At 52.8% G+C, this 14,463-nt stretch carries 10 protein-coding genes; 8 read left to right on the top strand and 2 right to left on the bottom strand.

Going from position 1 to position 14,463, the window contains the following annotated elements:
* Positions 1–51: 51 nt before the first annotated feature.
* Positions 52–624, top strand: a complete 573-nt coding sequence (yfhB, locus tag SF2607; protein ID NP_708397.4) for a hypothetical protein — start codon at positions 52–54, stop codon at positions 622–624.
* Positions 625–648: 24 nt separating this feature from the next.
* Complete coding sequence (gene yfhC / locus SF2606) at positions 649–1,185, top strand: tRNA-specific adenosine deaminase (RefSeq protein NP_708396.1); 537 nt, start codon at positions 649–651, stop codon at positions 1,183–1,185.
* Here the strand turns inward: yfhC and yfhD are convergent.
* Complete coding sequence (yfhD, locus tag SF2605; RefSeq protein ID NP_708395.2) at positions 1,182–2,600, bottom strand: membrane-bound lytic transglycosylase F; 1,419 nt, start codon at positions 2,598–2,600, stop codon at positions 1,182–1,184. The genes yfhC and yfhD overlap by 4 nt on opposite strands.
* 396 nt (positions 2,601–2,996) lie before the next feature.
* On the opposite strand from yfhD, the gene purL reads away from it, so the two are divergent.
* From purL to glnB, 5 genes are all read left to right on the top strand, one after another.
* Positions 2,997–6,884, top strand: coding sequence for a phosphoribosylformylglycinamidine synthase (purL, locus tag SF2604; protein NP_708394.2), 3,888 nt, complete (start codon positions 2,997–2,999; stop codon positions 6,882–6,884).
* 494 nt (positions 6,885–7,378) lie between these two features.
* Positions 7,379–8,869, top strand: a complete 1,491-nt coding sequence (gene yfhK / locus SF2603) for a 2-component sensor protein (protein ID NP_708393.1) — start codon at positions 7,379–7,381, stop codon at positions 8,867–8,869.
* Between the two features lie 164 nt (positions 8,870–9,033).
* Positions 9,034–9,747 carry a hypothetical protein gene (gene yfhG, locus SF2602; protein NP_708392.2) on the top strand — a complete coding sequence of 238 codons (714 nt, stop codon included), beginning with the start codon at positions 9,034–9,036 and terminating at the stop codon, positions 9,745–9,747.
* The gene (yfhA, locus tag SF2601) at positions 9,737–11,071 is read left to right on the top strand and encodes a response regulator GlrR (protein ID NP_708391.2); all 1,335 of its coding nucleotides are present in this window, start codon (positions 9,737–9,739) and stop codon (positions 11,069–11,071) included. Before yfhG ends, yfhA begins: the two co-directional genes overlap by 11 nt.
* Before the next feature lie 60 nt (positions 11,072–11,131).
* Positions 11,132–11,470, top strand: a complete 339-nt coding sequence (gene glnB, locus SF2600) for a nitrogen regulatory protein P-II 1 (RefSeq protein NP_708390.1) — start codon at positions 11,132–11,134, stop codon at positions 11,468–11,470.
* 44 nt (positions 11,471–11,514) lie between these two features.
* Here glnB and hmpA read toward each other — a convergent pair whose 3' ends face one another.
* Positions 11,515–12,705 carry a bifunctional nitric oxide dioxygenase/dihydropteridine reductase 2 gene (gene hmpA / locus SF2599; RefSeq protein ID NP_708389.1) on the bottom strand — a complete coding sequence of 397 codons (1,191 nt, stop codon included), beginning with the start codon at positions 12,703–12,705 and terminating at the stop codon, positions 11,515–11,517.
* Positions 12,706–13,031: 326 nt separating this feature from the next.
* On the opposite strand from hmpA, the gene glyA reads away from it, so the two are divergent.
* Positions 13,032–14,285, top strand: coding sequence for a serine hydroxymethyltransferase (gene glyA / locus SF2598; RefSeq protein NP_708388.2), 1,254 nt, complete (start codon positions 13,032–13,034; stop codon positions 14,283–14,285).
* Positions 14,286–14,463 lie beyond the last annotated feature (178 nt).

Below are 14,463 nucleotides of genomic sequence, written 5' to 3'. Positions count from 1 at the left end.
GAGCGTCGTGTGGTGTTTTTTGACTTAGATGGAACATTGCATCAGCAGGATATGTTCGGCAGTTTTCTGCGCTATTTACTGCGTCGCCAACCGCTGAATGCGTTACTTGTCCTGCCGTTGTTACCGATTATAGCCATTGCGTTATTGATAAAAGGTCGTGCGGCACGCTGGCCGATGAGTCTGCTTCTGTGGGGGTGCACTTTTGGTCACAGCGAAGCACGTTTACAGACGTTGCAGGCCGATTTCGTGCGCTGGTTTCGCGACAATGTTACCGCCTTTCCGCTGGTTCAGGAGCGATTAACCACCTACCTGTTAAGTTCCGATGCTGATATCTGGTTGATTACCGGCTCTCCGCAGCCGCTGGTTGAAGCGGTTTATTTCGATACGCCCTGGCTGCCGCGGGTTAATCTTATCGCCAGCCAAATTCAGCGTGGCTATGGTGGTTGGGTATTGACGATGCGTTGTCTGGGACATGAAAAGGTCGCACAACTGGAGCGCAAAATCGGCACGCCGCTGCGGCTGTACAGTGGCTATAGCGACAGTAATCAGGACAATCCGCTGCTTTATTTCTGTCAGCATCGTTGGCGAGTAACCCCGCGCGGTGAACTCCAGCAACTGGAATAGAGTAAAGCATAGCGTCCGTGTATAATGCGCCGCGCTTTTATAACCGGAGTTTTCTTTTTGTCTGAAGTCGAATTTAGCCACGAATATTGGATGCGTCACGCGCTGACGCTGGCGAAACGTGCCTGGGATGAGCGGGAAGTGCCGGTCGGCGCGGTATTAGTGCATAACAATCGGGTAATCGGCGAAGGCTGGAACCGCCCGATTGGTCGCCATGATCCCACCGCACATGCAGAAATCATGGCCCTGCGGCAGGGTGGTCTGGTGATGCAAAATTATCGTCTGATCGACGCCACGTTGTATGTCACGCTTGAACCATGTGTAATGTGTGCCGGAGCGATGATCCACAGTCGCATTGGTCGCGTGGTCTTTGGTGCGCGTGACGCGAAAACTGGCGCTGCGGGATCTTTAATGGATGTGCTGCATCATCCGGGTATGAATCACCGAGTGGAAATTACGGAAGGAATACTGGCGGATGAGTGCGCGGCGTTGCTCAGTGACTTCTTTCGCATGCGCCGCCAGGAAATTAAAGCGCAGAAAAAAGCGCAATCCTCGACGGATTAATTTTGTTTCTCTTCACTCCCTTTCCTGGAAAACAGCAGAGAGGGAGAATGGGTCAAATAGTTTGATGACGACTGGGAAAGAAACGAGAGAAAAGGAAATTTCTCTTTGCCCAACTCCGTAGGCGATACCGCCGGATAATCCTGCGCCAGTTGCATCGCCGCTTCTGTAGCCTGCTTCTCTTTCTCTTGCAGATAACCCACCAGGCTAATCTGATACTTACGAATATTTTCGACATAAGCGTAGGCTTCATGCCCACGAGCGTAGCCGTAAGTCAGCTTGCTGTAATAGGGTTTCTGGCTAAGTAAAGGCAGACGCTGTTTTACGTCAGCCCAACTGTCAGGATTCCCTTTGGTTTTTGCCGTCAGGGCGCGGGCATCCAGCATATGCGCATAGCCCATATTGTACGCAGCGAGGGCAAACCAGATCCGTTCGTTCTCCGGCACACTTTCCGGCACTTTACTCATCATATCCTGCAAATAACGCACGCCACCGCTGATGCTCTGTTCGGCATCGGTACGATCCGTAATGCCGAGGCTTTGCGCGGTATTTTTGGTTAACATCATCATGCCGCGCACACCCGTCGGTGAAGTGGCCTGTGCATCCCAGTGCGATTCCTGATAAGCAATAGCGGCCAGCAAACGCCAGTCAATTTCTTCGGCGTATTTCTCAAACAGGGGCTTTAACTGCGGCAGTACCGCATCGACGGCGCGTAAAAATGTGCGCGTATCGACGTAATCAAAATCATCGCCATGCCCCAGGTATTTCTCTTCAATGCGTGCCAGCGTACCGTCTTCATTCATTTCGTTGAAGAAGTCGAGCAGGGCGGCGGAAAGGGTATTATCGCCATCTAACGGGCTAAACCAAGTCACCGGTTGTTCATCGGTGATATCGAGCGCTACGGCGAGCTCCGGGTGAACGCGCTGAAACAGGCTGATGGCGACAGAATCAGCAATGGTGTAATCGAGTTTTCCTTCGATGACATCTTCCATTAATTCCGCAGAGCCTTTTTTGTCGTCTACCTTCCAGCTTAATTCCGGGAATTTTGTTTCTTTCAGGGTCTGGAGATCGTTAACTACCACATGACCCGGTGCAACGGTGAGTTGCTCCGCCGTCAGGTTGCCCAGCGTACGTGGGCGATACTGACCCACTTTATAAACCAGTTGTTGTGACACGGAATAATAGGTAGGGCCAGGCTGATAATTTTTTACCCGCTCACTGTTATAGACCAGTCCTGCCGCCAGCAGGTCGGCGTTACCATTATCAAGGTCGTCAAACAGCTGGCTGATATTCTGCCGCACGGTCACTTTCAGTTTTACGCCGAGGTAATCGGCAAACTGTTTCGCCAGTTCGTAATCCAGGCCAAAAGGTTTCCCGTTGATTTCGTTATAAGTCAGGGGAGTATGAATGGTGCTCACACGCAACTCTCCCCGCGCTTGAATGGCGGCGATACGGTTGTCGGCTTTACCAAACCAGGGAATGGATGGCCAGAGAGCGACCGCGAGCAGCAGTGCCAGAATGCCGATGAACAGATAATTAATCTTTAATTTTTTCAATTAGTTAATTCTCTGTGTCGTGCGCGTCCCAGCTTGAAAAAACGTAATAATAGTGAAAGGTTTACTCATAAATGAGCGGCATTTTGCGTAAACCTGCGCCAGATGGCAACTTATTACAGCCATTGGCGGCACGCGTTGCTAATTCACGATGGTGATTTTATTTCCACGCAAACGGTTTCGTCAGCGCATCAGATTCTTTATAATGACGCCCGTTTCCCCCCCCTTGGGTACACCGAAAGCTTAGAAGACGAGAGACTTATGATGGAAATTCTGCGTGGTTCGCCTGCACTGTCGGCATTCCGAATCAACAAACTGCTGGCACGTTTTCAGGCTGCCAGGCTCCCGGTTCACAATATTTACGCCGAGTATGTCCATTTTGCTGACCTCAATGCGCCGTTAAACGATGATGAGCACGCACAACTTGAACGCCTGCTGAAATATGGTCCGGCACTCGCCAGCCACGCCCCGCAAGGCAAACTCCTGCTGGTGACCCCGCGTCCTGGCACCATCTCTCCCTGGTCTTCGAAAGCGACCGATATTGCCCATAACTGCGGGCTACAACAGGTAAACCGCCTTGAGCGCGGCGTTGCTTACTATATAGAAGCCGGTACGCTGACCAATGAACAATGGCAGCAGGTTACCGCTGAACTGCACGACCGCATGATGGAAACGGTCTTTTTTGATTTAGATGATGCAGAGCAGTTGTTTGCCCACCATCAACCGACTCCGGTCACAAGCGTTGATTTGCTGGGGCAGGGCCGTCAGGCGCTGATCGACGCTAACCTGCGTCTTGGCTTGGCTCTGGCGGAAGATGAAATTGACTATCTGCAGGATGCTTTCACAAAGCTTGGTCGTAACCCGAACGACATCGAGCTGTATATGTTCGCTCAGGCGAACTCTGAGCACTGCCGCCACAAAATTTTTAACGCCGACTGGATTATCGACGGTGAACAACAGCCGAAATCGCTGTTCAGGATGATCAAAAATACTTTCGAAACCACGCCAGATCACGTTCTCTCTGCTTATAAAGATAACGCCGCCGTAATGGAAGGTTCTGAAGTGGGCCGCTACTTTGCTGACCACGAAACGGGCCGCTACAATTTCCATCAGGAACCGGCGCACATCCTGATGAAAGTCGAAACTCACAACCACCCGACGGCGATTTCTCCGTGGCCGGGCGCGGCGACCGGTTCCGGCGGTGAAATCCGCGATGAAGGTGCCACCGGGCGCGGCGCGAAGCCGAAAGCTGGTTTGGTTGGTTTCTCCGTATCCAACCTGCGAATTCCTGGCTTCGAACAGCCGTGGGAAGAAGATTTCGGTAAGCCTGAGCGCATTGTTACCGCGCTGGACATCATGACCGAAGGCCCGCTGGGCGGTGCGGCGTTTAACAACGAATTTGGTCGTCCGGCACTGAACGGCTACTTCCGTACTTATGAAGAAAAAGTGAACAGCCACAATGGCGAAGAGCTGCGCGGTTATCACAAACCGATCATGCTGGCGGGCGGGATCGGCAACATTCGCGCCGATCACGTACAAAAAGGCGAGATCAACGTCGGTGCGAAGCTGGTCGTTCTCGGCGGCCCGGCAATGAACATCGGTCTTGGCGGCGGCGCGGCGTCTTCCATGGCGTCTGGTCAGTCTGATGCCGACCTCGACTTTGCTTCCGTACAGCGCGACAACCCGGAGATGGAGCGTCGTTGCCAGGAAGTGATCGACCGTTGCTGGCAGCTTGGTGATGCTAACCCAATTCTGTTTATCCACGACGTCGGTGCGGGCGGTCTTTCTAACGCGATGCCGGAGCTGGTGAGCGACGGCGGACGCGGCGGTAAATTTGAACTGCGCGATATTCTAAGCGACGAACCGGGCATGAGCCCGCTGGAAATCTGGTGTAACGAATCCCAGGAACGCTACGTGCTGGCGGTTGCTGCCGATCAATTACCGCTGTTTGACGAACTGTGTAAGCGTGAGCGCGCACCCTACGCGGTGATTGGTGAAGCGACCGAAGAACTGCATCTTTCTCTGCACGATCGTCATTTTGATAATCAGCCGATCGATCTGCCGCTGGACGTCCTGCTTGGTAAAACGCCGAAGATGACCCGCGATGTACAAACGCTGAAAGCGAAGGGCGATGCGCTGGTCCGTGAAGGGATCACCATTGCAGACGCGGTGAAACGCGTACTGCATCTGCCGACCGTGGCGGAGAAAACTTTCCTGGTGACCATCGGTGACCGCAGCGTAACCGGCATGGTGGCGCGCGATCAGATGGTGGGGCCGTGGCAGGTGCCGGTCGCTAACTGCGCGGTCACTACCGCCAGCCTCGACAGCTACTACGGTGAAGCGATGGCGATTGGCGAGCGTGCGCCGGTTGCGCTGCTGGATTTCGCCGCCTCTGCCCGTCTGGCGGTCGGTGAAGCGTTAACCAATATTGCCGCAACACAGATTGGCGATATCAAACGCATTAAACTTTCCGCCAACTGGATGGCGGCGGCAGGCCACCCTGGTGAAGATGCGGGCCTGTATGAAGCCGTTAAAGCCGTGGGTGAAGAACTTTGTCCGGCGCTTGGCCTGACGATCCCGGTGGGTAAAGACTCTATGTCGATGAAAACCCGCTGGCAGGAAGGTAACGAAGAGCGCGAAATGACGTCGCCGCTGTCGCTGGTGATTTCTGCATTTGCCCGCGTGGAAGATGTACGTCACACCATCACGCCGCAGCTTTGTACCGAAGATAACGCACTGCTGCTGATTGATTTGGGCAAAGGCAATAACGCGCTGGGCGCAACGGCGCTGGCGCAGGTTTATCGTCAGCTTGGCGACAAACCGGCAGATGTACGCGATGTTGTCCAACTGAAAGGCTTCTATGACGCGATTCAGGCGCTGGTTGCACAGCGTAAGCTGCTGGCGTATCACGACCGCTCTGATGGAGGCCTGCTGGTAACGCTGGCGGAAATGGCCTTTGCAGGTCATTGTGGCATTGACGCGGATATCGCCTCTCTGGGTGACGATCGCCTGGCGGCGTTGTTTAACGAAGAACTGGGTGCGGTGATTCAGGTTCGTGCCGCTGACCGTGAAGCGGTCGAGTCCGTACTGGCACAGCATGGGCTTGCGGATTGCGTCCATTATGTTGGGCAGGCGGTTTCCGGTGACCGTTTTGTGATTACCGCCAACGGGCAGACTGTATTCAGCGAAAGCCGCACTACGTTGCGTGTCTGGTGGGCAGAAACTACCTGGCAGATGCAGCGCCTGCGTGACAACCCGGAGTGTGCCGATCAGGAGCATCAGGCGAAATCTAACGACGCCGATCCGGGCCTGAATGTAAAACTGTCGTTCGATATCAACGAAGATGTGGCAGCACCGTATATTGCCACTGGCGCACGTCCGAAAGTTGCCGTACTGCGTGAGCAGGGCGTGAACTCGCATGTTGAAATGGCGGCAGCTTTCCAACGTGGGGGCTTTGATGCTATCGACGTGCATATGAGCGACCTGCTGACTGGACGTACGGGACTGGAGGATTTTCACGCCCTGGTCGCGTGCGGAGGTTTCTCCTACGGTGATGTGCTGGGTGCCGGTGAAGGTTGGGCGAAGTCTATCCTGTTCAATGACCGTGTACGCGATGAGTTTGCAACCTTCTTCCATCGTCCGCAAACGCTGGCCCTGGGGGTATGTAACGGTTGCCAGATGATGTCTAACCTGCGTGAACTGATCCCGGGGAGTGAGTTGTGGCCACGTTTTGTGCGTAACACCTCCGATCGCTTTGAAGCGCGTTTCAGCCTGGTTGAAGTAACCCAAAGCCCGTCTCTGCTGTTGCAGGGGATGGTGGGCTCGCAAATGCCGATTGCTGTCTCTCATGGTGAAGGGCGCGTGGAAGTGCGTGATGCGGCGCATCTGGCGGCACTGGAAAGCAAAGGGCTGGTGGCACTGCGCTATGTCGATAACTTCGGCAAAGTCACTGAAACCTACCCGGCTAACCCGAACGGTTCACCGAACGGTATTACGGCGGTTACGACTGAAAGTGGTCGAGTCACCATTATGATGCCGCACCCGGAACGTGTTTTCCGTACTGTCAGCAACTCCTGGCATCCGGAAAACTGGGGCGAGGATGGCCCATGGATGCGCATTTTCCGCAATGCGCGTAAGCAGTTGGGGTAAGTCATCAGTTCATTGGTTTTGCAGCCCGGATGCGGCATTAAGCACCAACCACTATCATAAGCTCCCAACTCCGGGAGCTTTTTTGTGTCTGTAAATCACGACAATGGGTGGTTTACCGTGTCGCTTTCTGGCGACACTTAAATGATTGATTTTATTGTAATCTAATAAGTTTATCTTAAGTTGTCTCTTTTTAGCGACACAGTGGCTGATTTACATTCAAATAGCGAAGAAGCCATAAATCCCTCAAAGCAACGTATAATCAGTACGTTACCAAACTATTTTCTTTATTGGCACAGTTACTGCATAATAGTAAGCAGTGGCTCATTCACCGACTTATGTCAGCCCCTTCGGGACGTGCTACATAAAATTCGAATGACGCACAACAAGGTGCCTGCCGTCCAACTTCTGATATCAGCGTAGCTATATCAACCATCGGGCGAAACGTCGAGTTAGGCACCGCCTTATTCCATAACAAAGCCGGGTAATTCCCGGCTTTGTTGTATCTGAACTTCCCCTCGGTTAGCATCAGGCTATTCGCGTCTGACGAGAGTAACACCTTGAAACGCTGGCCCGTTTTTCCCCGCTCATTACGACAACTGGTAATGCTGGCATTTTTGCTAATTCTACTACCCCTGTTGGTGCTGGCATGGCAAGCCTGGCAAAGCCTGAATGCGCTTAGCGATCAGGCGGCGCTGGTTAACCGCACTACGCTTATTGATGCCCGGCGTAGTGAAGCGATGACCAACGCGGCGCTGGAGATGGAGCGTAGCTACCGTCAGTATTGCGTGCTGGACGACCCTACGCTTGCGAAGGTTTATCAAAGCCAGCGCAAGCGTTACAGCGAAATGCTCGATGCCCACGCAGGCGTACTGCCAGACGATAAACTTTACCAGGCATTGCGTCAGGATTTGAACAATCTGGCCCAACTTCAGTGTAACAACAGTGGTCCCGATGCTGCCGCCGCCGCGCGTCTTGAAGCCTTTGCCAGTGCCAATACCGAAATGGTGCAGGCCACGCGCACAGTGGTGTTCTCTCGTGGGCAGCAACTTCAGCGTGAAATCGCCGAACGTGGGCAATATTTTGGTTGGCAATCGCTGGTGCTATTTCTGGTGAGTCTGGTGATGGTGCTACTTTTCACGCGGATGATTATCGGGCCGGTGAAAAATATCGAGCGCATGATCAACCGTCTGGGGGAAGGGCGTTCTCTGGGCAATAGCGTTTCGTTCTGTGGACCGAGCGAGTTACGCTCGGTTGGGCAACGTATTCTTTGGTTAAGTGAGCGCCTGTCATGGCTGGAATCCCAACGCCATCAATTTTTAAGACATTTATCTCATGAATTAAAAACGCCACTGGCGAGTATGCGCGAGGGCACTGAATTACTGGCTGATCAGGTTGTCGGGCCGCTTACGCCAGAGCAAAAAGAGGTGGTGAGCATTCTTGATAGCAGCAGCTGCAATTTGCAAAAACTGATCGAACAACTGCTTGATTACAACCGTAAACAGGCGGACAGTGCGGTGGAACTGGAGAATGTTGAATTAGCACCGCTGGTGGAGACAGTGGTTTCTGCTCATAGCCTGCCCGCACGGGCTAAAATGATGCATACCGACGTCGATCTCAAAGCAACAGCTTGCCTGGCGGAGCCAATGCTGCTGATGAGCGTACTGGATAATCTTTACTCCAATGCGGTGCACTACGGGGCTGAATCCGGTAACATTTGCCTTCGCAGCAGTTTACATGGTGCGCGGGTTTATATTGATGTCATCAATACAGGCACGCCCATTCCGCAAGAGGAACGCGCCATGATCTTCGAACCCTTTTTTCAGGGAAGCCACCAGCGAAAAGGGGCGGTGAAGGGCAGCGGTCTGGGATTAAGCATTGCCAGGGATTGTATTCGCCGTATGCAAGGGGAACTGTATCTGGTCGACGAGAGCGGGCAAGACGTTTGTTTCCGCATTGAATTACCGTCGTCGAAAAACACGAAATAATGCTAACAGCCTATCCTATCAGGCTATTTTATTTGTCAGTTCGGCCCCGGGTAGTGCTCGAAATCTTCACGTACGATATGTACGCCCCGGTTTCTCCGCGCTGTCCATGTCCAGACTGTCTGCAACAATTACGCCCACTGGGATAGGCTTTAAGTCTGGTGAATATGCGACACATTTTTCAACGATTATTGCCCCGACGGCTGTGGCTGGCAGGGCTGCCATGTCTGGCATTGCTGGGTTGCGTGCAGAATCACAATAAGCCAGCCATTGATACGCCAGCAGAAGAAAAAATTCCGGTTTATCAACTGGCTGACTATCTTTCTACTGAATGTAGCGACATCTGGGCGCTGCAAGGTAAATCAACCGAAACCAATCCGCTTTACTGGCTGCGGGCGATGGATTGTGCTGATCGTTTAATGCCTGCGCAGTCGCGTCAGCAAGCTCGCCAATATGACGACGGCAGCTGGCAAAATACCTTTAAACAAGGGATTTTGCTCGCCGACGCCAAAATTACGCCGTATGAGCGCCGCCAGCTGGTCGCGCGTATTGAAGCGTTAAGTACCGAGATCCCGGCACAGGTTCGCCCACTGTATCAACTCTGGCGCGACGGTCAGGCGCTGCAACTGCAACTGGCGGAAGAGCGCCAACGTTACAGTAAACTCCAGCAGTCCAGCGACAGCGAGCTGGATACATTGCGCCAGCAACATCACGTTCTACAGCAGCAACTGGAACTCACCACCCGCAAGCTGGAAAACCTGACCGATATTGAACGCCAGCTCTCGACCCGCAAACCGGCTGGAAATTTCTCGCCGGATACGCCGCACGAGAGTGAAAAGCCCGCGCCATCCACCCATGAGGTCACTCCTGATGAGCCATAAACCTGCGCATTTATTATTGGTCGATGACGATCCGGGATTGCTGAAACTGCTTGGCCTGCGCCTGACCAGCGAAGGCTACAGTGTGGTCACGGCGGAAAGTGGCGCTGAAGGATTACGGGTACTGAATCGCGAAAAAGTAGATTTAGTTATCAGCGACCTGCGGATGGATGAAATGGACGGTATGCAGCTATTTGCTGAAATCCAGAAAGTGCAGCCGGGAATGCCAGTAATTATTCTTACTGCGCATGGTTCTATCCCCGATGCCGTTGCTGCAACACAGCAGGGCGTTTTTAGTTTCCTCACCAAGCCTGTCGATAAAGATGCGCTATATCAGGCAATTGACGATGCGCTGGAGCAATCCGCGCCAGCCACCGATGAACGCTGGCGCGAGGCAATTGTCACCCGCAGCCCGCTGATGCTGCGTTTGCTGGAACAGGCGCGGCTGGTGGCGCAATCAGACGTCAGCGTTTTGATTAACGGTCAGAGCGGCACCGGGAAAGAGATTTTCGCCCAGGCTATCCACAACGCCAGCCCGCGCAACAGCAAACCATTTATTGCTATTAACTGTGGCGCATTGCCCGAGCAATTGCTGGAGTCGGAGCTGTTTGGTCATGCGCGTGGCGCGTTTACTGGCGCTGTCAGCAATCGCGAAGGTTTATTCCAGGCGGCGGAAGGCGGAACGCTATTTCTCGATGAAATTGGCGATATGCCTGCGCCGTTACAGGTCAAACTGCTGCGCGTGTTGCAGGAGCGTAAAGTGCGCCCGCTGGGCAGTAACCGCGATATTGATATCAATGTGCGGATTATTTCTGCCACTCACCGTGATCTGTCAAAAGCGATGGCGCGCGGGGAATTCCGCGAAGATCTCTATTACCGCCTCAACGTTGTCAGCCTGAAAATTCCGGCACTGGCGGAGCGCACAGAAGACATTCCGCTACTGGCAAATCACCTGTTGCGCCAGGCGGCAGAGCGACATAAACCGTTTGTCCGCGCGTTCTCTACCGATGCGATGAAACGCCTGATGACCGCGAGCTGGCCGGGTAATGTGCGCCAGTTGGTCAACGTGATTGAACAGTGCGTGGCGCTGACCTCATCTCCGGTGATTAGTGATGCGCTGGTGGAGCAGGCGCTGGAGGGTGAAAATACGGCGCTGCCAACCTTTGTTGAGGCACGTAATCATTTTGAACTCAACTACTTGCGTAAGCTGCTGCAAATCACCAAAGGCAACGTCACCCACGCGGCGAGAATGGCGGGGCGCAACCGGACAGAATTTTATAAACTGCTTTCCCGACACGAGCTGGATGCAAACGATTTCAAGGAATGAATTGGCGTTATGTGTTACGTTTAGCAGATCAAAAGACAGGCAACCTTTTCAAGGAATAGCATGAAAAAGATTGATGCGATTATAAAACCCTTCAAGCTGGACGATGTCCGCGAAGCACTGGCCGAAGTCGGTATTACCGGCATGACGGTGACCGAAGTGAAAGGCTTTGGTCGCCAGAAAGGCCATACCGAGCTGTACCGCGGCGCGGAGTATATGGTGGATTTTCTGCCGAAAGTGAAAATTGAGATTGTCGTACCGGACGACATTGTCGATACCTGTGTCGATACCATTATTCGCACGGCGCAAACCGGCAAAATCGGTGACGGTAAAATCTTCGTCTTTGACGTGGCTCGGGTCATTCGCATCCGTACCGGTGAAGAGGACGACGCGGCAATTTAAACCGCGTCAAGGGTTGCCGGATGTTTCCATCCGGCAACATCAAATTACAGCACCTTATGCGGGCCAAAGCATTCGTAATGAATGTTTTCCTGCTTCACGCCCAGATCCACTAACTGTTTCGCGGTAAACTGCATGAAGCCAACCGGGCCGCAGAGATAGAACTGCATTGTCGGATCGCTGAACGCACCTTCCAGTTTGCTCAAATCCATCAGACCTTCGCTATCAAACTGACCTTTAGCGCGATCGGCTTCGCTCGGCTGACGATACCAGGTGTGCGCGGTAAAGCGCGGCAGTGACTGCCCCAGTTCCTTAACTTCATCAGCAAAGGCGTGAACTTCGCCATTTTCTGCCGCATGGAACCAGTTCACTTGTGCTGTGTGGCCTGCTTTTGCCAGCGTGTCGAGCATTGCCAGCATTGGCGTTTGACCAACACCGGTAGAGATTAACGTCACTGGTGTGTCATCTGCGACAGCCATAAAGAAATCACCTGCCGGAGCGACCAGTTTCACGACATCGCCAACATTGGCGTGATTGTGCAACCAGTTGGATACCTGCCCACCCTCTTCGCGTTTCACCGCGATACGATAGCCTTTGCCATCCGGTTTGCGAGTCAAAGAGTACTGACGAATTTCCTGATGCGGGAAACCTTCCGGCTTCAGCCAGACGCCGAGATATTGCCCCGGACGGTATTCTGCCACTGCGCCACCGTCGACCGGCTCCAGTTCGAAGCTGGTGATAAGCGCGCTGCGCGGTGTTTTAGCCACAATGCGGAAATCGCGAGTACCTTCCCAACCACCGGCTTTGCTGGCGTTTTCGTTATAGATTTCCGCCTCGCGATTGATAAATACATTAGCCAGTACACCATAGGCTTTACCCCACGCGTCCAGCACTTCCTGCCCCGGGCTGAACATTTCGTCCAGCGTTGCCAACAGGTGTTCACCGACGATGTTGTACTGTTCCGGTTTGATCTGGAAGCTGGTGTGCTTCTGCGCGATTTTTTCTACCGCTGGCAGCAGCGCAGGCAGGTTTTCAATATTACTGGCGTAGGCGGCAATAGCGTTAAACAGGGCTTCACGTTGATCGCCATTACGCTGGTTACTCATGTTAAAAATTTCTTTGAGTTCTGGGTTATGAGTAAACATACGGTCGTAGAAATGGGCGGTTAACTTTGGCCCCGTTTCCACCAGTAAAGGGATGGTGGCTTTTACTGTAGCGATGGTTTGAGCGTCAAGCATATGGTCTTCCTTTTTTGCATCTTAATTGATGTATCTCAAATGCATCTTATAAAAAATAGCCCTGCAATGTAAATGGTTCTTTGGTGTTTTTCAGAAAGAATGTGATGAAGTGAAAAATTTGCATCACAAACCTGAAAAGAAATCCGTTTCCGGTTGCAAGCTCTTTATTCTCCAAAGCCTTGCGTAGCCTGAAGGTAATCGTTTGCGTAAATTCCTTTGTCAAGACCTGTTATCGCACAATGATTCGGTTATACTGTTCGCCGTTGTCCAACAGGACCGCCTATAAAGGCCAAAAATTTTATTGTTAGCTGAGTCAGGAGATGCGGATGTTAAAGCGTGAAATGAACATTGCCGATTATGATGCCGAACTGTGGCAGGCTATGGAGCAGGAAAAAGTACGTCAGGAAGAGCACATCGAACTGATCGCCTCCGAAAACTACACCAGCCCGCGCGTAATGCAGGCGCAGGGTTCTCAGCTGACCAACAAATATGCTGAAGGTTATCCGGGCAAACGCTACTACGGCGGTTGCGAGTATGTTGATATCGTTGAACAACTGGCGATCGATCGTGCGAAAGAACTGTTCGGCGCTGACTACGCTAACGTCCAGCCGCACTCCGGCTCCCAGGCTAACTTTGCGGTCTACACCGCGCTGCTGGAACCAGGTGATACCGTTCTGGGTATGAACCTGGCGCATGGCGGTCACCTGACTCACGGTTCTCCGGTTAACTTCTCCGGTAAACTGTACAACATCGTTCCTTACGGTATCGATGCTACCGGTCATATCGATTACGCCGATCTGGAAAAACAAGCCAAAGAACACAAGCCGAAAATGATTATCGGTGGTTTCTCTGCATATTCCGGCGTGGTTGACTGGGCGAAAATGCGTGAAATCGCTGACAGCATCGGTGCTTATCTGTTCGTTGATATGGCGCACGTTGCGGGCCTGGTTGCTGCTGGCGTCTACCCGAACCCGGTTCCTCATGCTCACGTTGTTACTACCACCACTCACAAAACCCTGGCGGGTCCGCGCGGCGGCCTGATCTTGGCGAAAGGTGGTAGCGAAGAGCTGTACAAAAAACTGAACTCTGCCGTTTTCCCTGGTGGTCAGGGCGGTCCGTTGATGCACGTAATCGCCGGTAAAGCGGTTGCTCTGAAAGAAGCGATGGAGCCTGAGTTCAAAACTTACCAGCAGCAGGTCGCGAAAAACGCTAAAGCGATGGTAGAAGTGTTCCTCGAGCGCGGCTACAAAGTGGTTTCCGGCGGCACTGATAACCACCTGTTCCTGGTTGATCTGGTTGATAAAAACCTGACCGGTAAAGAAGCAGACGCCGCTCTGGGCCGTGCTAACATCACCGTCAACAAAAACAGCGTACCGAACGATCCGAAGAGCCCGTTTGTGACCTCCGGTATTCGTGTAGGTACTCCGGCGATTACCCGTCGCGGCTTTAAAGAAGCCGAAGCGAAAGAACTGGCTGGCTGGATGTGTGACGTGCTGGACAGCATCAATGATGAAGCCGTTATCGAGCGCATCAAAGGTAAAGTTCTCGACATCTGCGCACGTTACCCGGTTTACGCATAAGCGAAACGGTGATTTGCTGACAATGTGCTCGTTGTTCATGTTGGATGCGGCATGAACACCTTCTCAGGCCTACAAAATCTTGCAAATTCAATATATTGCAATCTCCGTGTAGGCCTGATAAGCGTAGCGCATCAGGCAATTTTTCGTTTATGATCATCAAGGCTTCCTTCGGGAAGCC

The sequence above is a fragment of the Shigella flexneri 2a str. 301 genome, from assembly GCF_000006925.2.
Classification (GTDB): Bacteria; Pseudomonadota; Gammaproteobacteria; order Enterobacterales; family Enterobacteriaceae; genus ECMA0423.
The sequence above is the reverse complement of the archived record's forward strand: the minus strand, read 5'-3'. Positions and strand labels throughout refer to the sequence as shown.